We start from the raw sequence: 25,790 nt of genomic DNA on the forward strand, positions 1-25,790 counted from the left end.
ATATTAAACAGCCAGGTAGCGAACAGCAAGTAACAACTTGTGGATAAGCTTGTGGGAATCTTCACTAGGAAAATAAAGCCACTAACGGTAGTATTGCGACAAACGGACGAAGGGTGACAAAGGCATGCTAAAACAACAACTTCGCGGTATCAGCTCTCTGCTCGGCAGTATCAGTTTAATTGGGGTTTGTGTCGGCATGACCAGCACCCTGTTAAGTTTGCGCGCTACCATTGAAGGTTTTGGTACCTTAGTCACCGGCTTTATCATGTCGGCTTATTTTATCGGCTATTTATTTGGCTCGACCCGCGCACCAAAAGATATTCGCAGGGTAGGCTATATTCGTTCATTCGGCGGCCTTGCCGCGCTGGCTGCCTTTAGTATTCTGATGCAGGCCATCTGGGTCGATCCGGTGGTCTGGTTCGTCATGCGTTTTATAACCGGTTTCGCTATTTCTGGTATTTTCGTCATTGTTGAAAGCTGGCTTAATACCATGGCCGATAACCGTAGCCGCGGTACCCTGCTGTCAGTTTATCTGGTCATTATATACAGCGGACTCATTGTCGGGCAGCTGATTCTCGGTGTCGCCGACCCGGCTGGCTTTGTTGCTTTCGCTATTGTTGCTCTGCTCATTAACTTAGCGCTTATTCCAATTCTGGTCAGCGTTACGGCTGAGCCTACAACGCACGAAAACAGAAAAGTCCCCATTTCACTGCTGCTGAAAACCGTTCCACTGGGCGTAATTAATGCGTTTATAATGCAGGCCTGCTACGCCATGTTTTACGGTATAGGGCCAATGTATGCGTCCTACATAGGCCTTAGTGTTCTGCAAATTACCTTTTTCATGGCCGCCTTTATTGCCGGAGGCTTAATTTCGCAGGCACCATTTGGCTTATTGTCGGACCGCATCGACCGTCGTTTTGTTATGGCTATTTGTGCCGCCGGAGGGACACTTACCGCGGCGACCCTTTCACAGCTTAGTGCATCTAACGCTATTTTCATTTATTTAAACGTTGGTCTGCTCGGTGCGTTCATCTTGCCTTTATATTCACTCGGCATGGCGCACACAAACGATTTTCTGGAACGAGATCAAATGGTGGGAGCAACCGGTGCCATCATTAAAATTGGAGGAGCAGGCTCTATTATTGGTGCGCCTGCGGTAGCTGCGTTAATGCAGTTTGGTGCCATTAATTACTTCTTTTTACTTTTAGCCGCGCTTACCTCCTGTGTTGGCTTTTATTCTCTGTACCGCATTACACGTCGGGCAAAAGCAGAAGACCAGCTGCACAGCAACTTTGCCATACTGGCACCGTCACAAACTTCTGATGAGCTTTTAACGTCAATGGCTGAGGAAGCCCCGGAAACGGAAGAAGAAGACGACGAGGAAATGGAATCCAACGCCGTCCTTCGTTAAAGGCTTAGTCTGACAGCAGGTCATTCACCCAGGTGGTGGCCTGCTCCAGAATGTCATCCAGATGTTGCTCGCTGACAAAGCTTTCTGCGTAAATTTTATAAACAGGCTCTGTGCCTGAAGGTCTGGCAGCAAACCAGCCGTTATCAGTAGTCACTTTTATCCCACCAAACTGGGCGTCATTCCCTGCCGCTTTGGTAGAAATATCAGACACACTGTCACCCGCCAGTTCAGGCAGCTTTACTTTGTAGGCACGAATGTCTTTAAAGCGCGCATTCTTTTGCACACTGGAAGCCGTATCAACGCGACGATAATAAGCCGTACCATGTTGCTGGCATAAGTCATCGTAATACTGGCCGGGGTTTTTACCGGTTTTCGTCAGTATTTCAGCCGCCAGCAGTGCCATGACAATGCCGTCTTTATCGGTCGTCCAGGTATTGCCTTTACGGTCAAGTAAAGTAGCACCGGCACTTTCTTCACCGGCAAACGCAATTGAACGTTCAAACAACCCTTTAGCAAACCATTTAAAACCCACCGGTACTTCCATCAATGGTCGCTCGTTTGCGCCCACCACGCGGTCAATCATGGCACTGGACACTAGAGTTTTTCCAATAGCAATACTGCTATCCCAGTCGCGGTTCTTACATAAGTAATCTATTGCCACAGACAAATAATGATTCGGATTCAGTAAACCGTGTGTCGGAGTCACTATGCCGTGACGGTCATAGTCCGGGTCGTTACCAAAAGCCAAATCGTAATTGTCTTTCAGCTCGAGCAAGCTGGCCATGGCAAAAGGCGACGAGCAATCCATTCTAATCTTTCCGTCTTTATCCAACGGCATAAAAGAGAATGTCGGGTCGACCACGGCATTACGAACCTCAATCGATAAGTTGTAATGCTCTGCAATTTGCGTCCAGTACTTAGCGCCCGAGCCACCCATGGCATCAACCGCCAGTCTCAGTTTCGCATCCTGAATAGCCGACATATCAATGCAGTCATCAAGCTGGCTAATATACTGCGTGCGCCAATCAACAAAGGTTAGTTTCGGGTGCTGTAATACGTCTTCACTCTCACAGGTATTCACGCCGACAAGTCCTGAAGACAGTAACGCGTTTGCGTATTTCTCTATGGTTCGGGTCACGTCAGAGTCTGCCGGACCACCATGTGACGGGTTGTATTTAAAACCGCCATCTTCTGGTGGGTTATGCGAGGGTGTAATCACCACGCCATCGGCTTTAGCTGTGTTCTCACGGTTCCACTCAATAATCGCGCGGCTTAAAACCGGAGTTGGTGTGTAGTCATGCTCAGTCTGAACCTGAACCTCTACGCCATTGCCAATAAAAACATCTAACGCACTAATGTAAGCAGACTCAGACAGCGCATGAGTGTCTTTAGCCACCATAATAGGTCCGGTAATGCCCTGCTCCTCGCGATAAGCACAAATAGCCTGAGCAATAGCCAGAATATGCGCTTCATTAAAGGAACGCTTCAATGAACTGCCTCGATGACCCGAGGTACCAAAACTGACTTTTTCAGCCGCTTTGCGTGGGTCCGGCTCATAAACATAATACGCACTGGTCAATTGCGCTATATTGGTCAAGTCGCTGGCCTGCGCCAACTGGCCTGCTCGCTCGTGATCCGCCATTATAAAAAGTCCCTAATTTTTTCTGCATCAGCCGATTGATAACCCAGTTTTTCTGCTACCTGAGTCAGCATGGCTTTTTTCTTAGTCGTATTGGTATTGGTAATTACCCAAAATGGAGAGTCCGGAATCTGCTTCGGGTTCGTGCTGTTCCCCGATGTCAGTAAAGCTTCTTCTGAGCGGGCAAAATATTGACGATCACGACCGCGAATATCCAGCACTTGCGAAAATTCGCTCGGGTGGCAGCGGTACAACATGCTTAAAATATACAGAAAGCGCGCTACTACGCTTTTCTGAATACGCACATCCTGCTCATTCAAACGGTTAAAAACCGACTCAGTGGGTTCGCTTTTGCTGTCGGCTTCAGGTTCACTGCTATTCACGTCCAGCAAACGACGCAGAATATCCGATGCGCTCTCGCCTATTTGCCTGGTGTGGCTTGCAATGTACGTGTATAAGTCATCGTCAATGTCAATCCGCTTCATTGTTGACTTTCTACCTCTAAAAATTGAAAGGTTGCGCTTTGTCACTTGCAACACCCCGACAAAGCCTTGAAAATATAGACCAAAGTTTATCACTAAAGGCAGTTCGATGGCAGACTCTTCATTGTTGAATCACGAAACATTAGGTACGGATAGCAATCCGGCTATCATCATTATTCACGGCCTGTTTGGCGATAAAGACAATTTAAAAAGTCTTGCCCGTGAACTGTCAGAAAACTACTACTGCATTTTGCCCGACGCCCGTAATCATGGTGAATCGTTTCACAGCGACAGCATGACTTACCCGGACATGGCAGAGGACATTATCAAACTGGCTGACTCGCTGAACCTGAAACAGTTTTATTTAGTGGGTCATTCTATGGGGGGCAAAATAGCAATGGAAACTTGCATAAAAGCCCCTGAACGAATTCAAGCGGCGATATTTGCCGATATTTCACCCGCCGCTTACGACGGTACCCACGACAGCATATTAGACGCTCTTTCTAACCTGGACATAGACCAGGTAAAAAGCCGCGGCGACGCCGACAAACAGTTAGCCGAGACAATTTCAGAAAAAGGTATACGCCAGTTTCTGCTGAAAAACCTGAAAAAAACTGACGACGGTTACCAATGGCGGCTTAACCTAAAAGCGCTAAGAGAAAATTATCAGCAAATTTCAGCGGCTGTCAGCAAAGGCCAATACGACGGTCCGGTGCTTTTTATAAAAGGAGGTAGCTCAAACTACCTCACAGAAAAGCATCAACAAGACGTGGCAGCCCGATTTAGCAATGCCTCGGTAAAAGTTATTGAAGGTGCAGGCCACTGGCTACATGCCGAGAAACCAAGAATATTTAACCGCCTGGTCATTGAGTTTATAGCGCAGTAATCTCGCCACCAGCCGTGCTTTATGGTAATCTAAGCGCCGTAAAAAACAGTCAAGACCGCATTAAGCATTCTTAGGTTAAGTACCAGCGAGGTTAAGCAGTATGTTAGCTGAGTATTACGAACAAATTGAAGTTCTGGCCACCAATTTTACGCTGGGCATACTATTCTTACTAATAGGCTTAGCCATTCGGGACGTGTTAAAACGTTCTGCAGTGCCCAAATTTGGCCAGGTTATTGTCTGGATGGTGCTCTTTCTTGGCTGTTTTGGCTTTATCGCTAAAGGTATTATTCAGGTGCTCTGGGAATCCGGAGTTTAACCCAATTGATAATTTACGCCGCTGAATGGCAACCCGTTCAGTACTGTTTATTCGTATAATCAGGTGAAAATTGACTTATGGCAACTGTTGGAATTTTCTTTGGAAGCGACACCGGTAACACCGAAGCCGTCGCACAGATGATTCAGAAAGAGCTTGGTAAAAAGCTCGTTGATGTAAAAGACATCGCCAAATCCAGTAAAGAAGATATTGCCAATTACGACTTACTATTGTTCGGTATTCCGACGTGGTATTACGGCGAAGCTCAGTGCGATTGGGATGACTTTTTCCCCGAACTGGAAGAAATCGATTTTACGGACAAGCTCATTGCCATTTTTGGCTGTGGTGATCAGGAAGATTACGCTGAATACTTTCTTGATGCCATGGGCATGGTTCGCGACATTGTGGAAGCTCGTGGTGGCATTATTGTCGGACACTGGCCTACCGAGAGCTACAATTTTGAAGCCTCTAAAGGTATGGCCGACGACACACACTTTGTCGGTTTGGGCATAGATGAAGACCGTCAGCCAGAGTTAACCAAAGAACGCGTTAGCAAATGGTGCCAGCAAGTTTATGAAGAAATGTGTCTGGCAGAACTGGCAAGTGACAGCTAATACAGGGTATGCTGTTATACATGTTTAACTGAGATACTAATTATTATGGCGAGTAACGACGAACAGCTGAAAAAAGCAGGACTAAAAGTCACTTCCCCACGGATGAAGATTCTGGAGATTTTGAAAAAACCAGATAACCAACACATCAGTGCCGAAGATGTCTATAAAATTCTGCTGGAACAAAAAGATGAAATTGGCCTGGCTACCGTTTACCGGGTACTAAACCAGTTTGATGACGCTGGTATTATTACTCGCCACCACTTTGAAGGTGGGCGTTCGGTATTTGAGTTGAGTGCAAAGCACCACCACGATCATCTGGTGTGTTTAACCTGTGGCCACGTTTTTGAATTTGAAGATGACGTAATCGAAGAGCGTCAGGAAAAAGTAGCCGCAGCAAATAAAATTAAACTGACTAACCACAGTTTGTACCTTTACGGTGAATGTCAGCGTGGCGAAGGCTGCGAATACAAAGCTGCCGCTGAGGCAGAGTAATAATATGGCACTGCGCTGGCTCATTTACGGTGCATACGGTTATTCAGGCAAACTTATTGCCCATCAGGCTAAAAAACGCGGTTACCAACCTATTTTAGCCGGCCGTAACGAAAACGCCCTTGAGCCAGTAGCACGTCACTTAGACTTTCAATACAAGGTCTTCTCGCTCGACAGTATTGATGAAGTTCAAAAGCAGTTAGAAGACGTAGACTTAGTCGTTAATTGCGCAGGCCCATTCAGCCAGACCGCAATTCCCCTTATTCAAGCCTGTATTGATACCAAAACCCACTATTTAGACATTACCGGCGAGATAGACGTATTTGAATACGCTCACTCTATGCACAAAACCGCGCGTGAAGCCGGTATTGTTTTATGCCCGGGCGTTGGGTTCGATGTTATTCCAACCGATTGTATTGCCGCGCGACTCAATGCGCAGATGCCGGAAGCTACACACTTGGCCTTAGGCTTTGATTCAGGTTCACGCATGAGTCGTGGCACTGCCAGAACCAGCATAGAACGTTTAGGTCGTGGTGGCGCCGCTCGTATTAAAGGACAAATTACCGATGTCCCTCACGCATGGCATTCTCGCTGGATAGATTTTGGTAATGGCGAAAAATATGCCATGACCATTCCCTGGGGCGATGTCTCTACCGCCTACTACACCACGGAAATACCCAATATTGAAGTGTACATACCGGCCAGCCCACGCTTAGTGAAGAAAATGCGCCGGATGAACTGGTTCCGTTGGGTATTTAAGTGGAAATGGGTTCAGGCTAAACTGAAGAAAAAGCTCGAATCACAGCCTGCTGGCCCTGAAGAAAAAGAACGGAAGAATAACCCCACTTACGTTTGGGGTGAAATCAGCGATGCCAAAGGCAATAAGAAAAGTATGCGGGTTAAAGTGAAAAACGGCTATTCGCTAACTGCCGAAGGAGCTGTTGAGATAGCCATTCATACCTTAAGCCAGAAGCAGTCAGGGGGCTTTTACCCCCCCTCACGTTTATACGGCGCTAAGCTACTGGACCAGTTTAAGATCCAGTAGTTTGTTCCTGTTCTATTTTCGCCCAGCTGTCACGTAAACCAACGGTCTGGTTGAATATTAAACGGCCTTCAGTCTCAGCATCCTGATCCAGACAATAGTAGCCCAGACGTTCAAACTGGAAGTTCTCGCCCAGTTTCGCACTCGCTAAGTTAGCTTCCACAAAGCCTTTCTTAATAACCAAAGACTCCGGATTCAGGGTTGAGAACAAGTCTTCCTCGGCTGCCGGGTTAGGCACCTGGAATAAGCGATCATACACACGGAATTCTGCTGCTTTTGCAGTTTCTGCAGACACCCAGTGAATAACGCCCTTCACCTTACGACCGTCTGCCGGGTCTTTACCCAGAGTGTCAGCGTCGTAATGACAGTAAATAGTCTGGATCTCGCCGTTATCGTCGGTTTCTATCCGGTCTGCACGAATAACATAGGCATTACGCAAACGCACTTCTTTATCCAGCACCAGACGCTTGAACTTCTTATTAGCCGACTCACGGAAGTCTTCCCGTTCAATCCAGATTTCACGACTAAAAGTCACCTGACGCGAGCCCATTTCCGGGTCATTCGGGTGGTTTGGCGCATCCAGCAGTTCCTGTTCGCCTTCAGGGTAGTTTTCAATAACAATTTTAACCGGATCCATCACCGCCATAGCGCGTGGTGCATTGACGTTCAGGTCATCACGAATGCAGGCTTCCAGCATGCTCATTTCTACCTGGTTATCCATTTTGGTCACACCAATACGGCGGCAGAACTCACGAACTGAATCTGGTGTATAACCACGGCGACGCAAACCAGCAATGCTGGCAATACGCGGGTCATCCCAGCCGCTTACTTTATTCTCATCTACCAACGTATTAATAATGCGTTTACTCATTACCGTGTATTGCAGATTCAGGCGCGAGAATTCAATTTGCTGTGGATGGCAGTCAATGCTGATGTTATCCAGCACCCAGTCATACAAACGACGGTTATCCTGGAACTCCAGCGTACACAATGAATGTGTAATGCCTTCCAGCGCATCCGAAATGCAGTGGGTGAAGTCGTACATTGGGTAAACGCACCATTTATCACCAGTCTGGTGATGGTGTACAAAACGCACACGGTAAATTACCGGATCGCGCATACACATAAACGGCGAGCTCATATCAATTTTTGCCCGTAATGCGGCGGTGCCTTCTTCGTGCTTACCTGCTGTCATGTCAGCAAAGTGCTTTAAGTTCTCTTCCACAGAAGTATCACGGTAAGGGCTGTTTACGCCCGGCTCTTTCAGAGTACCGCGCATTTCGCGCATTTTATCCTGCGAACTGAAATCAACGTAGGCCAGGCCTTTTTCAATCAGCTCAACCGCAAACCCGTGTAGCTGATCAAAGTAATTAGAGGAATAACGCGGCTCGCCTTCCCAGTGATACCCCAGCCATTCCACGTCTTTTTTAATGGAGTTCACATAGTCCACTTTTTCTTTCAGTGGGTTGGTATCATCAAAACGCAGGTTACAGGTGCCGTTGTAGTCTTCGGCAATACCGAAGTTCAGCACTATCGATTTGGCATGGCCAATATGCAGGTAACCATTCGGCTCCGGAGGAAAACGGGTGTGTACAGTTGCGTGCTTACCACTGGCCAAATCTTTATCAATGATTTGACGAATAAAATTACTGGGACGAGAGTCAGTATCTGCCATGAACCTTTTGTCTCCGCTACAAAATCAACACCGGATAATATGAAGCGGCTATGATCGCAGGTTATCGTCAGCCTGACAAGCTAAGCGAACATTAAAAAACTGATAAAAACGGCGCAATTGCTGCTGTGCAACTTTACCCTCAATGCGGGTAAAACGAACGGTCTGCCCCGGCTGGCATTGTGCCAGCCGACCTAAATCGAACGGGTTAATGGTGCCCAGTTTCGGGTAGCCGCCTAAGGTCTGGCGATCGTTCATCATAATAATAGGCTGGCCATTTGCAGGCACCTGTACAGACCCCACATTCACGCCTTCAGACACCAAACCCTCACCGTTATATTCCAACGCTTTACCGGACAAGCGAATGCCCATGCGGTCGCTGTCTTTAGTCACTTCGTAATCTTCGTAGCAGAAAGCTTCTCTTGCAGACATGGGAAAGGCGTCGTACTGAAAGCCCGGTATTAAGCCAATAACCGGAGTTTTCTGATAGTCGGATCTGTAGGCCCAGCCCACGCGCCGCGATACCTGATAATTCTGCTCATTAAAACTCAGTTCGTCACCCGCTTTTAAAAACGAGCCATCACCGTGCAGGCCGCCGACTGAGTCGCGAGTAACGGTTGCACAACTGCCCCACTTAGGTTCCACCTGAAAACCACCCTGCACCGCTAAATAGGCTCTGACACCAGCACTGGCGTACCCCATTTTCAGGCGTTGACCCGCGCGCACTTTAAAGTTTTGCCAGGTATTTAACACCTCGTCGTCCAGCGTCAATTGAACGTCAGCACCGGTCACAGCACACTGGCAGTCTCGGTCAAATTCTACCTCAAAGCCACCCAGGGTAATTTCTATTTGAGCGGCATTAAAATGGTTACTCAGCAACCGATTAGCCCATAAAAACGCGTGTTCATCCATAGGGCCACCACGGGTCAGGCCTTTCGACAAATACCCAAAGCGCCCAAAATCCTGAACGGCTGAGCGCATACCCGGCTCAATAATACGCATCATGACAAGGCCTCCGTGTCGCCGCCTTCTTCAATAAACTGCTCTTTACTTACCGCGTAAAACTCGACTTCATCACCTACGTTCAGCGGGCTGATAGTCCCCGATGACGGATCATATAGCTGGGTGGAAGTACGGCCAATAATATTCCAGCCTCCGGGCGATGCTGACGGATAAACCGCGGTCTGATTTTCAGCAACGGCAACACTGCCTGCGGTAATGCGTTTTCTGGGGTTATCTAAACGAGGCGTTCTGATCTTCTCACTTACTTCACCTAAATAAGCAAAGCCCGGCGCAAAACCCATGGCGTGCACGCGGTACGTTTGCTCGGTGTGTGTTTTTATTACATCATCCACAGAGCAGTTGTTCATGTCAGCAATGCGGGCAAGGTCAGGCCCGACACTTTCATCATAAAGAACCGGAATGCGATGCAGCTTGCCACTCAGCTCGTTAGTATCAGAGCTGAGGTCAGCTAAAGCTTTACGCAAGCGTTCACGTATTTCGGGCTCGTCAATGCTCAGCACGTTGTAGTAAACCATTAAGGAGTTATAGGACGGCACTAAATCCAGCACAACATCAGACAGTTGCTCCTTTACTGCCTTAACCGCAGCCAGAACACGCTGGTTAACTGACACGCTAATGCCCTCGCCTAAATAGACTATAACGGCATCGGCGCCGGCTGAAACGAATTTTGGAAAATCAGACTCTTCTTTCATAACTGAACTTTAGTCATTCCTGAGTTTATTCGTTAGCTTGCCGGACAATACTCCGCAGCTTCTCTACGGTTTCTATCGCTTTGGGGTTATCCCCGTGAACACAAAGAGAATCAATTTCAATTTGTAGCGATTTGCCCGACACGCTCTCAATAGCGCGACCTGTCGCGAAAGCCTCTGCCTGAGCATACATAGCTTCAACATCACCGTGCACAGCGTCGGGGTTGCTCCGCGAGCGCAACTGACCATTATCGTCATAAGCGCGGTCGGCAAAACCTTCAAACCATAATTCAACACCAAATTGCTGCGCGCGGTGGCGCCAGGCGTCATTTTCGGGAGTTGCCATAACCATCAAGGGCAAGGGTTCATGTCTGTCGTCCTGCAAAGCGGCAATGGCCTGACAAACAGCATCGAATTGCTGACCGTCGCTTAACATGTCGTTATAAAGTGCGCCGTGTGGCTTCACATATTTCACTTCGGTTTTCTGGCCGGAACAAATGCCCTGTAACGCCCCCACCTGATATTGAATTAAAGCGGTGACTTCATCAGGTTTTAATGCCATATGACGTCGGCCGAAACCAACGAGATCGGGGTACGCAGGATGCGCGCCTATTGTCACGTCATGATGTTTGGCTAACTTGACTGTTTTCAGCATAGTTAACGGGTCTGACGCATGAAAACCACAAGCTACATTAGCGCAGTCGATGTGCGGCATAATTAAGTCATCGGCGCCCATTTTCCAGGCACCGAAACTTTCACCAATATCGCTGTTTAATGTAATTCTCTGGCTACTTTTACGACTCATTCCTCACCTTTTTCCGATTTTCTGGCTTCAATGTCTCCCATTAGCTTAACCAGACCCACGGCAAATAAATACAGACCAACACCTACGGCGGCGAGTTGTAACGGCGGCAAGCAAAGCACCACCAGTTGATGTTTCACAAATACCGCTGCTGCACCAGTGAGGCCCATAGTCGTTATTGCGCTGGCAACTAAGGTAACAGGTGCCATCCAGGACAGCAGCCAGCGAAATTTTAACAGCGCGCAAAGCCCGCCAATAACTAAGCCCCAGGCAACAGGAACACCCAGTTTGTACCAACTCAGATTAAAGTTCGCAATTAGCGTAATCAGCTCTTCCTGCTCTGCGGTATAAAAGAACAGACCCACCGCGCCGGCCAAAATAACAATTCGTTTTGCTATATTCATTAATTTAATTCCTAACTGAGTCTCTGCTTACATAAACAGACTAATCACAAAAAGAATGACCGCAATAATCGGTATCCAGAGAATGGGAGACTGATACCATTTCAAAATGGGTTTGTCCGTGCGGTTAAGCGACTTTAAAGTCGGCTGCTTATACAGCCAGATAATACCAATTAACATAAGAACCGCGCCGGTTAACCTAACAGGAGTATCGTTGTCACTGACCACACCCAGAACGGCCAGAAGCAAGCCCACAATAAGAATCAGTAATGCCAAAACACGTTGCCACATACTTCCCCCAAATCATTGTTCTTATAATTATTGTCTTTATACTAAGAACTTATACTGTATCAGGTTCTGGAGCCATATGTTAAAGCAAATTCTTATCTGGTTAGGCGCTTCGGCCGTCACACTTCTTGTTATTTTTGTCAGCGTTGTTGTGTACCAGTACACCGCCATGGAGCCGGAGTTACCGCATGAAGATGAATGCGACATACGTCAACTGGAAACCAGTGAAGACGGCGCGCTGGAGGTTCATAGTTACTGGTGCGAACGGGGTGAAAAACAAAGTTGGCAGGGCCACGAAATTTGGCTGCACGAACCACAACCGGATAAATGGCAGCGCATTATGACCACAGAACACGACGGCTGCATTAAACTGGAACTGGCTGATCAGCGACTGGAAATAAACCACGACGGCAAGCGTGGTGACATGTTTTTAGTCGAGCCGGTATTTCTGTTTAACGATGCACAAGGCGTCAGCCAATCTCTGTCGGTGCAGGTGTCTACCCGTGGCGACGCCGTGTGCTCTGACTCTGGTGAATAACCGAAAGCTAAGCCAGCTTTAACACCCATTTCAGTGGCAGTCGTTTCATTAAAAACGCCATTAATGCCCAGGGCCAGTAAGGGACATACGCTTTCACTGGCTCTTTATTAATGGCTTTTGCCAATAAGCGACAGCCGGTTTCGGTGTCCACCATAAAAGGTGTGTTTTTCACCTTCTCGTTAATTTCCGAACGAATATAGCCCGGGTAAATAGTCGAGACTTTTATTGGGCTGTTGCTGCCGTAGGTTTTCATTAAGTCTGCACGAATGCCCTCGGTTAGCGAGGCCAAACCTGCTTTAGTTGCTGCATAAACCGTCATAGCCCGCGGCATACCGCGGAAAGCACTCATGGACGAAATAGTCACCAGGTGCCCCTGCTTTTGTTCGCGGAGAATTTCCATAGCCGCTTCACATTGTGCCAGTGCGGCTACGAAGTTCGTTTCAGCTGTTGCTTTGTTTGCTTCAAAGTAGCCAGTGCCAAGCGCTGCGCCTTTACCCATGCCCGCATTAATAATAAAGCGGTCAACTTGCCCCTGCTCTTGCTTAAACTCCTGAAACACTCGGAACACGTCCTCGTGGGCATTTACATCCAAGGTTTTAATGCTGACCGTTATGCCAGAATGCTTTTCTTCCAGTTCGGTTTTTAAGGCTTCCAGCCGGTCTAGCCGACGTGCACACAGGCATAGGTCTTTACCCTGAGCGGCAAACTCGCGAGCCATACCTTGCCCCAGACCAGAACTGGCTCCGGTAATTAAAATGGTCTTCCGTTGTTGAGACATTATTGAGCTCTCTTTATTGTTATTGTCTTTTTACTCGTATTTTTTAGGCTTTGGCAATACGACGACGGCAACGCCACAGCAAGTAGTTCACCAAAAACCAGAAGTTCTTAAAGGCTTTATTGGTGGTTTGCTTATGGTGGTACCGATAATAAATTTGCTGAGCTATAACCGCCAAGCGGAATAAACCAAACACTTCGTAAAAGGCAAAGTCTTCTACCTTAGTGCCAGTGCGCTCACAGTAATAATCAATAATTTCTTTGCGAGTTAACATGCCCGGGTAGTCGCTCGGCTGGCGTTTGGTCGCACGCGCCACTTTGTCATCGCCTGCTTCAATCCAATAAGCCAGCGAATTGCCTAGATCCATTAACGGATTGCCTAGGGTCGCCAGCTCCCAGTCCAGAATACCGATAATGTCGGTTGGGTCATCTGGGTTAAGTATCAGGTTGTCTAAGCGAAAGTCGTTGTGAACCAGACAAATTTTCTCGCTTGGCGGCTGGTTCTCTTTAAGCCAACGCATAACCGAACCCGCGCCGAATACATTCCAGGTCTTTGCTTTTTCATAACGGCCACACCAGCCATTTACCTGACGTTCGGTGTAACCTTTACCTTTGGCTATTTTGCGTAGTCCGGTGCTGTCTAAATCCACCTGGTGCAGCTTTATCAGTTTATCCAACGCGTTCGTGCATAACTGCCGCGCCTGCTCAGAACTTAACTCCAGTCCTTTAGGAAAACGCCTCCGCGGAATAATGCCGGTCACGTGCTCCATCACATAAAACTCAGCACCAATAACCGACTCGTCACGGCAATATGCCAGCATTCGGGGCACATGAGGAAACGCCGGTCTCAGGCGTTTTTGCAGACGGAACTCACGTCCCATATCATGGGCTGACTTGGCTTTTGTGCCGTCTGGTGGTCGACGCAGCACCAGTGCCAGGCCGTTGTAATCTAAACGGTAAGTCCAGTTCGACACGCCACCGGTATATTGGGTAATGCGCAAAGTACCGCGGTCTTCGGGTAGCTCGTCACCAATGTGCTCCGCCAGCCAATTATCTAATGCCTCTACGGGCAAAGTTTCTTCTTCGCGTACGTCACTCGCCTGATCGACTACGGCGGATGATGGATCAGTCATTAGAGCGCCCTTTCAATTGTTTTTCTCTTTGTTTCAACTCTGTTTTTGCAATAGTCGCGCGGTGCACCGCGTCGGGTCCATCGGCAATGCGCAGCGAACGCGCAACGGTTAATAAGCCCGGCAGTGGCGTGTCATGACACATAGAAGCACCACCGAACAACTGCATGGTTTCATCCACCACCCGCTGCAGCACATTGGGTGCCACCAGCTTAATGGCCGATATTTCTTTAATGGCTTTCATGGCACCAACGTTGTCGATTTGCCACGCCGCGTGCAGTGTCAGTAACCTTGCCTGATCAATGGCTACGCGCAAGTCAGCTAAACGCTCGGTGTTGCCGCCAAGCTTCATTAATGGCTCGCCAAAGGCAATGCGCGATACACCACGCTCAATGAAAAGCTCCAACGCACGTTCAGCCGCGCCAATAGCGCGCATGCAATGGTGAATGCGCCCCGGGCCTAAACGCCCCTGCGCAATTTTAAAACCGGCACCAGGGCCAACAATAATGTTCTCTTTCGGTACGCGCACGTTATCGAACACCACCTCGCCATGGCCATAAGGGGCATCGTACTCGCCCAGAGCAGGTAACATACGTTCAATATTCACGCCCGGCGTGTTTAACGGCAACAATACCATGGAATGGCGATGATGTTTGTCGGCGTCCTCGTCGGTCAGACCCATAACAATGGCAATCTCAGCGTCCGGATGACCCAAACCAGTACTCCACCACTTACGACCGTTTATGACCCAGTCGGAGCCGTCAGCTTTAATGGTGGTTTGCATATTGGTGGCGTCGGAGGAGGCGACATCGGGCTCTGTCATACAAAACACCGAGCGGATATCGCCGTTTAAAAGCGGCGTTAACCACTGCTCTTGCTGCGGGTCATCGCCAAAGTGATACAGCACTTCCATGTTACCCGTGTCGGGCGCGTTGCAGTTGAATACCTCGGGCGCTAACAAGCTTCGACCCATGCGCTCGGCCAGTGGTGCATATTCCAGTGTCGTTAAGCCAGCACCCAGTTCGTTGTCCGGCAAAAAAAAGTTCCAAAGCCCTTGCTCTTTCGCTAACTGCTTTAGTTCCGCCACCCGTGGCGGCACCTGCCACTCGCGCCAATGCGGCGTGCTGTTCAGCCGATAATTCTCTTTCTGATACTGGTTTTCATACGGCTCAATATGCTCGCGCATAAAGGCGTCAAGCCGCGCCAAATAGTCCTTTGTTTTCGCACTGTAGGAAAAGTCCATAATGCCCGCTCCCAACGAATAGTTAACAGCATTGTAGACGTGAAAGTGTTGGTGGTACAACCAGAGTTGGGATAAAACGAGAGGCAGTTTTGGCTGGGTTACTCCATCTTAAACTTAGTAGCTAACGCTTGAATTGAGCTGCAATTTTATCCAGTGCTAGAGAAAGCCAGTGTGCTTTTCGTTCAAACACAGTGACACCGGCCAGGATAAAATGCTCTTGATCAGCCCCGCCTGGAGTTCCAGATTCATCTGCATAAAGTAAAAACATGGTTAATCCTTAAATATCAATAATTTAAAGGATTATATTTAAATTTAGGGGGATAAAAAAGGAAGAGGCGGGGGAAAGAGCTAACGCTCAGCGCACCGCAATAAGGCAGCCCGCCAATCTTAGTTGTTTCCAACCGCGCAAAAACTGTAGAAAAAGCAGCCCGATATTGCAAGGATAATTTAGCATTTAGATACTTGGTTCCCCCTTTATAGGCAGCCCTAACTCGCGCCACATAAGCCTTTCACTTTTTGATAAGAAACCATTACAAACTTTGCCGATGCAGCCGCACGTAAAATTCACTTCGACAGCCAAAGAGAAAAGGCCTTCAGCGATTTCGTGCGAAACGATACTCCTACAACAACAAATAGAATGGAAATAATCGCAACTGGCACAATGTGGAGTAGTAAAAGTCAGCCGTGCATTGGAAGCCGCCTTTCAGTCTAGGTACAAGTAGGTGGGTATTCCAAAGTTGTTAAGCTAGTGCCCATTTCATCGTCCGCTAAAAACAGGTTCCAAAGCCCCCTGTTCTTTTGGTAACTGCTACCGTAGGACAAGTCCATAATGCCCGCTACCAGCGAATAGTTAACAGCACAGGAGACTTGAAAGTGTTGGTGGGATAATCAGGGGGCTAAAACGCGTAATGTGTTTTTGGAGGGCGCTGTAAGCTCGGGATATGCGACGAAAAGGCGAAGCTTTACAACACTAAATAGAGAAAGCTCAACCTATAAACTCATTCATTCTTAAGAGTTATCTTACATAAGCTTTCCAATTGAAGTGAATTCGGAAACTTTCCCACCTTTTAGAATACGAATTAAGTTTAAATTTTCATCAACAATAATAGTGATATTGCAACTTTTCCCTCCCCTCATAATACTAGATGCAACGAAGTTTCTCTCCTCACCAGCAATACGTTTTAGTTCAGTGAATGTAAGCCCCGTTTTTTCCGGTATTCGAGTAGAGTCCTCACTTTTCTCATCATCAGACCAGAACACTACTTTCCAGTCATTTAACTTGGAAATATAAAACTGGTTTCGGCGATATATATTTGCTTTAGTCAAAGCTAAAAATGTGGATATCAGCATGCTCGATACCATTAAGGAAGCAAGTGAAGTCAACGTATTATAATTGGCGTTTCCACTAATTAGGCCAGCGGCAAGCAGTAATCCCAAAAAAGCTGAAAACTCATTCCCCACTGAGAATGGCCAAAACTTGATTAACCTTTGCCTTATAGAACCGTAGGCTATAAGGATCGCCGCTGCTACTCCAATTAAACAAACTAAAGGAAACCATTCACTATTAACCGCTTCGCTAACTCCAGACGAAAGGTAAAATAGCAAAACTAAAAAAACTGTAAAAACAAGCCATTGCATTTTTTATCACCTATTTGTTGAAGTTTGCATCACGATTCTTATAGCACCCTAGCAAATAGCTTTTAAAAAGCGTTGCTTAGACTTTGACCGCCCCTGGCAGTTAAACCCATACTTCTCCATTCAAGGTCTGAGTTTACCCCGATTTTCTGCAGTTTGGGGGTTAGCTCTAACAGCTTTTTCGATTCATCCGTGTGTTAAAAGGTTCGTTTGTTCTGTTCAATAAATTACTCCCATCCTGGCTCAGCAATATCTCCTGCACCATCCCGTTTTAGGAATTTGTTCCTTTTTAGGGCAAACTCAAACCGCGAAAACCAGTAGAAGAAATCAAATGCAATATCTTTCAACTCGTTATTAATGTCTTCTTTTCGCACGACCTTTCCCTTTATTACATGGCTCTAGGCACACGGCTTGCTGGAGCCAAAGTTTGATTGAGTTGCCGAAGTTTGTTGAGAGAGATTTGAAACTGGCCATTACTCGGTAGCCGTTTACCTCTGAATTGCTCCCATACAAGGATTCCAGGCCCGTTATAAATTTCCTCAAACGTACCGTCACGCAAAATTTTGATGATAATTGCGTGCTGAGGCTGGCTGCGGAATGCAACAGAGCTGGATTGCGTAGCTTTGATTTCAACCTCCACGCCGGTTTCAGTAAGAGCGTCATAGCCTTTATTGGACGCTGCCTTCAGCTTAAGATCGTACGCATCGGCCACAAGACATTCACCCAAACTGCCAACCATATGACCATCCGGGGTAAAGTGCCTGCCGGGGAACATGGCCTCCAATTCGTTGACCGTGGCGTAGAGCTGCTTGACCAAAGCCCGAAATTTATCATGATCGATCATAGACATTTAACTACTAGCTAAAGGGCAAAAATACAATGCCATAATCGCGAAGCGGCATTGTGTTTTTGTCCCAGCAACCCGCCCCGCGGGTTGCGTTTTAAGCGCCTTGTTAGCTGATTATTTGCTCAGGAGTACAACTAACTCGTTAGGATTTGACACTATGAATTGGAATGTACTGCCATCAAGTAATGAAACTTTGATTGCATCAGATGTTATAGGCAGAATACCCGCACCTTTACCTGAGCATTTTTCTACTTTTGAAATTGAGCTCCTTTCAATTTTAAGAGGCCCAAGCCCATAACCTTTATTATATGGGGAAAAATGAATATCAGTTTCAGTAATCCAAAATTTCCCATCTGCTTTTGCAACACCATTTTGAACTGTGGCTGTAATCGATTTTAAAGTGGCATCTTGCATTTATATTCCTTTTGAACGGTTGCACTAATCAGCTAACAATTATATATGTTGCAGACGCATTTTGTAACGCCCAAAAACAGCACTCCTAACCGTCTTAAACAACTGATAATAACTACTATTTTCACCATTAATTCAAACTTTCCCGAAAAACTATTCGAGCATGCTCACTTTCGTTCAACCTAATGCGCAATATCATACTTTAATTTTTTGTTATATAACTGAAGATAAAAGAGTTAGTTTCATAAAGCAATGCTAAACCGTGCAACATCACCGAAGAATGTGCGCAGGCAACTGAATCAACCAGCCAGTCATAAGCGGCGGAATCGTACCAAATAACCCGGATCTAACGTACAATACACACCCTAAACACCAAACTGCACACAATTACATGAACTTTTCTGATCTCGCACTTTCCCCTGAAACCCTTACTGCCCTATCACGTCAGGGGTACAGCGAATCTACCCCCATTCAGGCGGAAGCTATTCCATTGGTGCTGGCGGGGAAGGATGTCATGGCCGCGGCGCAAACGGGTACGGGAAAGACAACGGCCTTTACCGCACCTCTTTTAGAACTTCTGAAAAGTAATGAGCGTGCCAAGGCAAATACAGCGCGTGTGCTTATTTTAACGCCCACTCGCGAGTTGGCGGCTCAGGTCGGTGAAAACGTTGCGAACTTAAGCGCGGGTCTGCCATTGAATTACGCGGTGGCGTTTGGTGGTGTAAAAATTAATCCGCAAATGATGAAGCTTCGCAAAGGCGTGGATATTCTGGTGGCCACACCTGGCCGCCTGCTGGACTTATACAAACAAAACGCGGTTCGCTTTCCTAAGTTAGAAGTGCTGGTACTGGATGAAGCCGACCGCATGCTCGACATGGGCTTTATTCACGACATTAAGAACATTATTAAGTTACTGCCGGCTAAACGCCAAACGCTACTGTTCTCGGCAACCTTTTCTGACGACATTCGTGCGCTGGCTAAAGGCTTACTGAAAAGCCCGGTCGAAATTTCGGTGGCACTACCCAACGCAACTGCCGAGCCTATTGAACAAACTTTGTATGAGGTACAAAAAAGCCAAAAGCTGGGGCTGTTATTAAAACTACTGAAAAGCCTCGACCTACCCCAAGTACTTGTGTTTTCACGCACCAAACAAGGCGCTAACCGGTTAGTTAAGCAGTTGGATAAAGCCGGCTTCTCAGCCGCCGCTATTCACAGCGCTAAAAGTCAGGGCGCCCGTACTAAAGCGTTGGCTGACTTTAAAAGTGCCAAAGTGCAGATGCTTATCGCCACTGACATAGCCTCACGCGGCATTGATATTGAAAAGCTGCCGTACGTGATTAACTACGACCTCCCCCACGTCGCGGAAGACTACATACACCGCATTGGTCGCACAGGTCGCGCCGGCCAAACGGGTCATGCTATATCGTTAGTTACAGACGAGGACGTTGCAGCACTCAAAGCTATTGAGGAGCTTATAGGCGAGACGATTGAGCAGTGTAAATTAGAGTGACTTGCTTGGTAAATAATGCTCAACACCTGTAGAGGGCTTACCAAAGAAGTACCCCTGGAAATGCTCGCACCCCATATTCTGCAAACGCTTGAACTGTTGCTCCGTTTCCACACCCTCTGCAATGACGGTAAGGTTCATGCTACGACCTAAGCTAATAATAGTTTCGGTTAATAACGCCCCTTTACTGTGTCCATCTAAGTCACGCACAAAAGCTCGGTCAACTTTGAGTTCATCAAGCGGCAGCCGTGTAAGATAGGCTAGAGACGCATAGCCAGTGCCAAAGTCGTCGAGTGAAATCGACACGCCCAGTTCACGCAGACTGGCCATTTGCTCAACAATAAAATCAATATCGTCGGCTATGAGACTCTCTGTCAGTTCAAGGCATAAACACTTGGGGTTTGCCCCGGTGGTTTTGAGGATATTTTTCACGCGCTGAACAAAGTCCCCCCGACGAAACTGAACCGGGCTAACATTGACAGATATGTTAAAGCTTTCACTGCTCTTTTCAGCGTCCCATTTCACCAGTAGTTGGCAGCTCTTTTCTAAGACTCAGTCACCCAGCGCGATAATACTGTCATTCGCTTCGGCAATAGGAATAAAGTCATTGGGCGAGAGTGTCTTAAACTTAGGATGATGCCAACGAAGAAGCGCTTCAAAGCCAGTAATGTTCTGATTCTGATCGACTTGCGGTTGCAGCGCCAGAGCCAGTTCGTCATTGTCGACAGCGTGATTTAGCGCCTGTGATATTTCTAAGCGCTTTTTAACCGATGACTCCATCTGTGAGTCGAAGAAACTGATATCGGTTGTATTGGAGCGTTTCGCCATTTTGAGTGCGATATCCGCCTGGCGCAGCAATTCGTCTCCGGATAATGTTCCGGGGCAATGAAACAACGTAATACCAATGCAGGCATTGAGTTGGTGCGACCGTCCATCAAGAATTAATGGCGCTTTTAATTTTTGAAGAATTTGAGTTGCCATTAGTTCGGCCTCTGCTGCAACAGCATCGAGTGAGGATGTCGAGCAAGGTAAAACAAGAGCAAACTCATCCTTACCAAGACGAGCCAGGTCATCTGGAGAAGAACTAAATTGCTGCAAAGATTCAGCGCAACTTACCAGGACCCTGTCACCAACACTGTAGCCCAGACTATCGTTAATACTGTGAAACTTCTCAATATCAACGATAAGCAACGCAGCAGCGGAGGTGTCACTGCTGGTGTTGCGCATAGCACTGGTTATTCGCTCCAGTATTAAACGACGGTTGGGTAACCCAGTTAGTGAGTCATAATAAGATAGGCGCTGAACTTCTGCTTCAGCCATTTCTAATGAACGCATATCCGCATCCATACAGAACATAATAGGCTCGTCATTCGGCAGTGAAACGACGGTATGGCTTGAGTAAACAGGCACCGTGGAGCCGTCTTTATGTTTGAGGTTCAATCGCGCTGGTGGAATACCCTCTTCGTTGTCAAACATCCAGGCAACGGCTTGCTTTACTTCGTCGCGCATCTCATGAGGGATAATTAAGTCAAAAAGGCTGCGCCCAAGCGCTTCGCTGGTGGAATAACCGTATATTCTTTCTGAAGCGGCATTCCAATAGACGACCGAGCCATCCACGCGATAGCCTTGAATAGACATAGCTTGTGTATCATCGAAGAGCTTATGGAACCGTGCTTCGCTAATTTGCTTGTCGCGGTTATTCGTCATAAAAATTAGCCGTTGCTTAATTTATCGGTGAGACGTCGAACTTACATTAAGCATAGAAGATAATTGATAATATTGTTAAATAAAGGTTGTTTGACGATCAATTTTCTTAAGCGGAAGGTAAATGGAACTTTATTCAAATGTTTTCCACTAAGAATTCTTACTCGATAACAATTTAAAATAATGAAAACCGCTTTCCTGATTTCAATTTTAGTAGTCTTAAGCACCTCTCCAGCCATAGCCGGCGAAAAATACCTGCGTGATGATGGCACAGAAATTCGATATTACTTAGATAACGCCGCTGCTGATAACCTGCTGGTGATTTTTCAGGGATCAGACTGTAACAGCGTTCGTCACATGACGTCAGTTACGACTATTTGGCAAACTCTAGCTCCTAATTCCGCTCTGTTGACGATTGAGAAGTATGGCATTGATGATAGCCTACCCTATGCCTCTGGAGAGCGAGATGACTGCCCTACCAAATACCTTCAACACGACACAATGACGCAGCGAATTAATGACGGGGTTCAACTCATCGACGCTTTTAAGAACTCCTATGACAAAGTCATAGTCGCTGGTGGCAGCGAAGGGGGCTCTATAGCTCTAGCTGCAGCCGAACGAGTTTCGGGCTTGCATTCTGTACTAGCGTTAAACTCGGGTTCTTCCAGTTTTCAGCATGATATCGAATTCAGCATTAAACAGACGGTGCCAGAAGGCCAACGTAATCAGGCCTTACAAGGTTTTAGACAATTTGCGGACCAAATTAAACAAAGTAAGGAGCCTTTTCAGGTCAACGTCAGTGGACACGGTTACGCATTTTGGAAAGATGCATTAGAACGAGACCTACTCAAGCCTCTCAAGACGATTGATGCTCCGGTATTTATAATACAGTCACTGGAAGATACAAGTGTCGACCCTGAGCAAACGAGACAAGAAATAAATAAAATTATTTCCGATGGCGCTAAACATATAACACTAAAGATGCTGCCGGGACTTGATCACGGTTTTCAAGATTCAAATGGTCAATCCCAACTAAAAAATGTTGTTGAGGGTGTATCTAATATCATCAATACTAAATGATAGAGAAACCTAAAAAGACAGGTACGTCATGCCAGATAATTTAAAACTCTACGAAGCCATTATGCTGCTCGCATTGTGCGAGGAAAAGGGCACCATGAACGGCATGTACGTGGAGTATGCCACCGCCGGAGCTATAGCTGCTGAACTTTTAATGCTCGGCCGAATTAAGGCTGATGAAAATAATAAAAACAAAGTTGCAGTGCTCGATGACAGCCCTACTGGCGATGCATTGTTAGATGAAGCCTTAACGATGATTGCTGAAGCGAAGCGTCCGCGTAAACTCAAGGACTGGGTACAAAAACTAGGCGGTATTAAAAATCTTAAACATAAAGTTGCACAAGCTCTTGCTGATGATGACATTGTGGCGCATGAAAAAGAAAAAGTATTGTGGTTATTCGAACGCCAGGTTTACCCGGAGGTTAATCCTAAGCCAGAGCAGGAATTGCGTCAGGCCATGCGTGATGCAGTACTCAGTGATAGCGAAGATATTGAACCGAAAATTGCTATTGCCGTTGCCTTAGCCAATAGCGCCAAGCTACTGCCACAGGTGTTCAGTAAGCAAGAGCTGAAAGACCGCAAACAACGCATTAAGCAGCTGGAAAATGGTGAACTTGTGTCTAAAGCCGCCAAGGAAGCCGTCCAGGCCATTGAAGCGGCGGTTATGGTTGCTGTGATTATGCCTGCCATAACAGCAGCGTCAGCGCCAACTTCCGGGGGATGTTAACTGTTAAAAGGAACTTACATGATACTTCTTAAGAAACTCAAACAATGGAAGGCTGGCTTAATTGCTATATTTATAAGCTTTGCCATTGCCTTCACTACTTACACAGCTCAAACCCGTGTTACCGAGATTGTACCTGACGCACAAGGTGGCATTGTCACCGTTTACTCGCTCATCATTAACGTTGTGCTCTGGTTATTTTTATCGATTGCGATTTTTCATTTTATGCGAGCACTCGCGCAAGGGCATCGGTTTAAATCCGTTATCACCGCCGCATTGATTTTTTTATTTGTCGGCTATGCGACTAACACCACTTATACCGCCATGCAATTAAATAGTGCTTTAATCGCTGCGGCTGATCCAACAACTTCTTCGCACAGGTTAACCGAACTTGCAAAAGCCGATATAGACTATGGCTACGAACTGGACAACAGAGTGGCGGGTAATCCATCAACGCCTGTTGATACGCTGGTGTCCTTATACAACAAAGAAGGCCAGATCGGCACCGACTTAACTCTGGCAGCTAACCCCAACACGCCTAATGAGATACTAATCGCATTGTCTAAACGCACCAACGAACGCTGGGGAGATGCTATCGTCAATGCTTTAAAACGTAACTCAAAAGTCATATCTGGCGAGTTGCGCTTTGATGAAGTAATGACTTTGCAGGGTAATTAAGCTTGTAATATTGAATAATTAAATTATTAAAGGGAACTTAACTCACATGAATTTAGACTCCTCAGTTAAAGCCATCATCGTAGGACTGCTATTAAGTTTTGCCGTAGGCTGTGCGCACTTCGTCGAACAACAGGTACTCTACCCGGGTGGCGACAACCTTGTTATTGAGGGGGTTAATGAAAGCGAACTATTAAAAATTTATCATTTACAGAAGCGCACATTGTCTAGCAAGCAACACTTACCGTTCTATTTTGGTGATGCCGAAACGCTGACCAGTGATTATGTACCGCCGACACTTGACTTAACCTTTACCTATACCGATGCACCGGAAGGTATAGATCCAGTAAGAAAATATCACCTGGAGCTCGAACCTTCAGTTAATAAAACAATTCGCGCCAAAGGTATCGTAATTCTACTGCACAGCTACAGTACCAATGCTCAGTCGGTTCTCTTTGATAGCATCGCGCTGCAGCTACAAGGCTACCACACAGCTATCGTTGATTTACTTGGGCACGGTACTGCACAGGACCAACCGGTGAGCTTTGGCCAAGCAGATGTTAGGCGTCTGCATCGGTTAGTCACAAAGCTAAAGCGGCAATATCAGCTACCCATAATTTTATATGGCAAATCTTATGGTGCTTCCATCGCTGCGCAGTATATTGAATCGTATGGCAATATCGCTCGATTTATCGCTGTCGCCCCCATGACCGACTTCACTCCGGCCGCACTGCGTATGGCTAAGAGCTCACACTCATTTATCACTTCGTTCGTATCTGACCAATGGCTACAGGACACCTTCGAAGAAGTACTTATCAACCACCAAACCAGTTCGCGTCGGCTATCCACACCACGTGTTTTATTGCGTCAACCAGAGAAGTCGCTGCCTCCGACATTGATTGTAATCGGCTCGCTAGACAAAATCAGTGATTCTGACCAACTCAAACGCCTGGAAAACATTGACAGGATTCAAATAGAAACACTGGATAACCGCGGTCATATTGAAATGATGATTTACGATAATCACATCAACTCTGTTATCGAAGATTGGCTAAAAAACTCAGTCGTCGACAAACAACTTATGACGGCCCCCCAAGAAAAAGATCAACAAGGACGATGAATTTGGACATGATGAAGGCATACCGCAGCAACATTGAGGGTTAGCTTTTGTGTTTGAGTGCGCCCTTTATAGCTTGCTGCAAAGCTTTAATCACTGAATAAAATTAATTTTTCAATTCGCCAGAGGACGATTCAATATGGGCGCGGACAAGCCACTGAAACTGCTCTAACTCACCCAGTTGCCCGGTTAACATGTCTTCAGATACTGGATCGAGCTCAGCCAGTATTTCCATAGCTTCTCGGTGGTCACCGTTGACGCCATTGTAAACTTTGTCCAGAGCAACTAAATGCTCTGCCACTAACCCTTTACCTAAAGAGTAGTCTTCCCATCTGCGACGCTCTGAAATCGCTTTAGGCGTACCTACTGGAACTCCACCTAACATTGCAATTCGCTCTGCGATGGTATCAGTCATTTCTCGCACTGCGTCTACTTGCGGATCTAACATTTCGTACACACCAATGAAGTTCGGCCCTACAACGTTCCAATGCACATGTTTTAGTGTCAATTGCAGGTCAAGCAATGCGACTAGGTGATCATCAAATACCCAGGAAGATCGCTTTGTGGCAGCGCAAGGAAGAAGAGTTCGCTATCACGGAGTGTCGAAGGCCAAGGATGGCCTTCGTCAAGCCCACAAGGATGTGCTCGTAGCGTCTC

General features: G+C 46.8%; 28 protein-coding genes and 2 pseudogenes. 12 read left to right on the forward strand and 18 right to left on the reverse strand.

Annotated elements, in window-relative coordinates:
* Nucleotides 1-124 precede the first annotated feature (124 nt).
* Complete coding sequence (locus IL_RS07535; protein ID WP_011234716.1) at nt 125-1,411, forward strand: MFS transporter; 1,287 nt, start codon at nt 125-127, stop codon at nt 1,409-1,411.
* A 4-nt stretch (nt 1,412-1,415) separates the two neighbouring features.
* Here the strand turns inward: IL_RS07535 and pgm are convergent, their stop codons facing one another.
* Together pgm and IL_RS07545 are read right to left on the reverse strand one after the other, a co-directional pair.
* Nucleotides 1,416-3,053, reverse strand: coding sequence for a phosphoglucomutase (alpha-D-glucose-1,6-bisphosphate-dependent) (gene pgm, locus IL_RS07540; RefSeq protein ID WP_011234717.1), 1,638 nt, complete (start codon nt 3,051-3,053; stop codon nt 1,416-1,418).
* A complete protein-coding gene (locus IL_RS07545) occupies nt 3,053-3,535 on the reverse strand; it encodes a replication initiation negative regulator SeqA (RefSeq protein WP_011234718.1) in 483 nt (160 codons plus the stop codon). Before IL_RS07545 ends, pgm begins: the two co-directional genes overlap by 1 nt.
* A gap of 106 nt (nt 3,536-3,641) precedes the next feature.
* On the opposite strand from IL_RS07545, the gene IL_RS07550 reads away from it, so the two are divergent.
* From IL_RS07550 to IL_RS07570, 5 genes are all read left to right on the forward strand, one after another.
* Entirely contained in the window at nt 3,642-4,418 is a 777-nt protein-coding gene (locus tag IL_RS07550) for an alpha/beta fold hydrolase (protein ID WP_011234719.1), read from the forward strand.
* Nucleotides 4,419-4,518: 100 nt separating this feature from the next.
* A complete protein-coding gene (locus tag IL_RS07555; RefSeq protein ID WP_011234720.1) occupies nt 4,519-4,734 on the forward strand; it encodes a DUF2788 domain-containing protein in 216 nt (71 codons plus the stop codon).
* A 77-nt stretch (nt 4,735-4,811) separates the two neighbouring features.
* The gene (gene fldA / locus IL_RS07560) at nt 4,812-5,345 is read left to right on the forward strand and encodes a flavodoxin FldA (protein ID WP_011234721.1); all 534 of its coding nucleotides are present in this window, start codon (nt 4,812-4,814) and stop codon (nt 5,343-5,345) included.
* A 45-nt stretch (nt 5,346-5,390) separates the two neighbouring features.
* Nucleotides 5,391-5,837, forward strand: a complete 447-nt coding sequence (gene fur, locus IL_RS07565) for a ferric iron uptake transcriptional regulator (RefSeq protein ID WP_011234722.1) — start codon at nt 5,391-5,393, stop codon at nt 5,835-5,837.
* Nucleotides 5,838-5,841: 4 nt separating this feature from the next.
* A complete protein-coding gene (locus IL_RS07570; protein WP_011234723.1) occupies nt 5,842-6,879 on the forward strand; it encodes a saccharopine dehydrogenase family protein in 1,038 nt (345 codons plus the stop codon).
* Here the strand turns inward: IL_RS07570 and glnS are convergent.
* The 6 genes from glnS to IL_RS07600 are packed head-to-tail and all read right to left on the reverse strand — an operon-like array spanning nt 6,866 to nt 11,754.
* Entirely contained in the window at nt 6,866-8,551 is a 1,686-nt protein-coding gene (gene glnS, locus IL_RS07575) for a glutamine--tRNA ligase (protein ID WP_011234724.1), read from the reverse strand. The genes IL_RS07570 and glnS overlap by 14 nt on opposite strands.
* Nucleotides 8,552-8,599: 48 nt before the next feature.
* Nucleotides 8,600-9,553: a biotin-dependent carboxyltransferase family protein gene (locus tag IL_RS07580; RefSeq protein ID WP_011234725.1), complete on the reverse strand. Its 954-nt coding sequence runs from the start codon at nt 9,551-9,553 to the stop codon at nt 8,600-8,602.
* Nucleotides 9,550-10,263 (reverse strand): 5-oxoprolinase subunit PxpB, encoded by a 714-nt coding sequence (gene pxpB, locus IL_RS07585; protein WP_011234726.1) that lies wholly within the window; start codon nt 10,261-10,263, stop codon nt 9,550-9,552. The genes IL_RS07580 and pxpB overlap by 4 nt, the downstream gene beginning before the upstream one ends.
* A 25-nt stretch (nt 10,264-10,288) precedes the next feature.
* Entirely contained in the window at nt 10,289-11,065 is a 777-nt protein-coding gene (locus IL_RS07590; RefSeq protein WP_011234727.1) for a 5-oxoprolinase subunit PxpA, read from the reverse strand.
* Complete coding sequence (locus IL_RS07595) at nt 11,062-11,466, reverse strand: hypothetical protein (RefSeq protein ID WP_011234728.1); 405 nt, start codon at nt 11,464-11,466, stop codon at nt 11,062-11,064. The genes IL_RS07590 and IL_RS07595 overlap by 4 nt, the downstream gene beginning before the upstream one ends.
* Nucleotides 11,467-11,493: 27 nt before the next feature.
* A complete protein-coding gene (locus IL_RS07600; RefSeq protein WP_011234729.1) occupies nt 11,494-11,754 on the reverse strand; it encodes a hypothetical protein in 261 nt (86 codons plus the stop codon).
* Between the two features lie 76 nt (nt 11,755-11,830).
* Here IL_RS07600 and IL_RS07605 point away from each other — a divergent pair, with 76 nt between their 5' ends.
* Nucleotides 11,831-12,289 (forward strand): hypothetical protein, encoded by a 459-nt coding sequence (locus IL_RS07605; RefSeq protein ID WP_011234730.1) that lies wholly within the window; start codon nt 11,831-11,833, stop codon nt 12,287-12,289.
* Nucleotides 12,290-12,296: 7 nt separating this feature from the next.
* On the opposite strand, the gene IL_RS07610 is transcribed toward IL_RS07605, so the two are convergent.
* From IL_RS07610 to IL_RS07640, 8 genes are all read right to left on the reverse strand, one after another.
* Nucleotides 12,297-13,067, reverse strand: coding sequence for an SDR family oxidoreductase (locus IL_RS07610; protein ID WP_011234731.1), 771 nt, complete (start codon nt 13,065-13,067; stop codon nt 12,297-12,299).
* 43 nt (nt 13,068-13,110) lie between these two features.
* Entirely contained in the window at nt 13,111-14,196 is a 1,086-nt protein-coding gene (locus IL_RS07615) for a phosphotransferase family protein (RefSeq protein ID WP_011234732.1), read from the reverse strand.
* Nucleotides 14,189-15,436, reverse strand: coding sequence for an acyl-CoA dehydrogenase family protein (locus IL_RS07620; RefSeq protein WP_011234733.1), 1,248 nt, complete (start codon nt 15,434-15,436; stop codon nt 14,189-14,191). The genes IL_RS07615 and IL_RS07620 overlap by 8 nt, the downstream gene beginning before the upstream one ends.
* Before the next feature lie 121 nt (nt 15,437-15,557).
* Entirely contained in the window at nt 15,558-15,704 is a 147-nt protein-coding gene (locus IL_RS13710; protein WP_016341343.1) for a DUF3800 domain-containing protein, read from the reverse strand.
* Between the two features lie 752 nt (nt 15,705-16,456).
* Nucleotides 16,457-17,074: a hypothetical protein gene (locus IL_RS07625; protein ID WP_011234734.1), complete on the reverse strand. Its 618-nt coding sequence runs from the start codon at nt 17,072-17,074 to the stop codon at nt 16,457-16,459.
* Nucleotides 17,075-17,298: 224 nt separating this feature from the next.
* Entirely contained in the window at nt 17,299-17,445 is a 147-nt protein-coding gene (locus IL_RS13740; RefSeq protein ID WP_016341344.1) for a hypothetical protein, read from the reverse strand.
* A 14-nt stretch (nt 17,446-17,459) separates the two neighbouring features.
* Complete coding sequence (locus IL_RS07635) at nt 17,460-17,915, reverse strand: DUF6998 domain-containing protein (RefSeq protein WP_011234735.1); 456 nt, start codon at nt 17,913-17,915, stop codon at nt 17,460-17,462.
* 117 nt (nt 17,916-18,032) lie between these two features.
* A complete protein-coding gene (locus IL_RS07640) occupies nt 18,033-18,332 on the reverse strand; it encodes a hypothetical protein (RefSeq protein WP_011234736.1) in 300 nt (99 codons plus the stop codon).
* A gap of 388 nt (nt 18,333-18,720) precedes the next feature.
* Here IL_RS07640 and IL_RS07645 point away from each other — a divergent pair, with 388 nt between their 5' ends.
* The gene (locus tag IL_RS07645; RefSeq protein WP_011234737.1) at nt 18,721-19,839 is read left to right on the forward strand and encodes a DEAD/DEAH box helicase; all 1,119 of its coding nucleotides are present in this window, start codon (nt 18,721-18,723) and stop codon (nt 19,837-19,839) included.
* On the opposite strand, the pseudogene IL_RS13780 reads toward IL_RS07645, so the two are convergent.
* A pseudogene (locus IL_RS13780) lies at nt 19,831-21,543 on the reverse strand (putative bifunctional diguanylate cyclase/phosphodiesterase). The gene IL_RS07645 and the pseudogene IL_RS13780 sit on opposite strands and share 9 nt — an antisense overlap.
* A gap of 180 nt (nt 21,544-21,723) precedes the next feature.
* Here IL_RS13780 and IL_RS07660 point away from each other — a divergent pair.
* Genes IL_RS07660 through IL_RS07675 form a run of 4 tightly spaced genes read left to right on the forward strand, consistent with a single transcriptional unit; the run spans nt 21,724 to nt 25,136 of the window.
* Nucleotides 21,724-22,620, forward strand: a complete 897-nt coding sequence (locus IL_RS07660; protein WP_011234738.1) for a prolyl oligopeptidase family serine peptidase — start codon at nt 21,724-21,726, stop codon at nt 22,618-22,620.
* Between the two features lie 28 nt (nt 22,621-22,648).
* Nucleotides 22,649-23,344: a GOLPH3/VPS74 family protein gene (locus tag IL_RS07665; RefSeq protein WP_011234739.1), complete on the forward strand. Its 696-nt coding sequence runs from the start codon at nt 22,649-22,651 to the stop codon at nt 23,342-23,344.
* 18 nt (nt 23,345-23,362) lie between these two features.
* A complete protein-coding gene (locus IL_RS07670) occupies nt 23,363-24,019 on the forward strand; it encodes a hypothetical protein (protein WP_011234740.1) in 657 nt (218 codons plus the stop codon).
* A gap of 46 nt (nt 24,020-24,065) precedes the next feature.
* Nucleotides 24,066-25,136 carry an alpha/beta hydrolase gene (locus IL_RS07675; RefSeq protein WP_011234741.1) on the forward strand — a complete coding sequence of 357 codons (1,071 nt, stop codon included), beginning with the start codon at nt 24,066-24,068 and terminating at the stop codon, nt 25,134-25,136.
* 103 nt (nt 25,137-25,239) lie between these two features.
* Here the strand turns inward: IL_RS07675 and IL_RS07680 are convergent.
* Nucleotides 25,240-25,674: pseudogene (locus IL_RS07680) on the reverse strand (Dps family protein); the annotation flags it as partial.
* Nucleotides 25,675-25,790: the final 116 nt, after the last annotated feature.

It is taken from the genome of Idiomarina loihiensis L2TR (genome assembly GCF_000008465.1).
GTDB lineage: Bacteria > Pseudomonadota > Gammaproteobacteria > Enterobacterales > Alteromonadaceae > Idiomarina > Idiomarina loihiensis.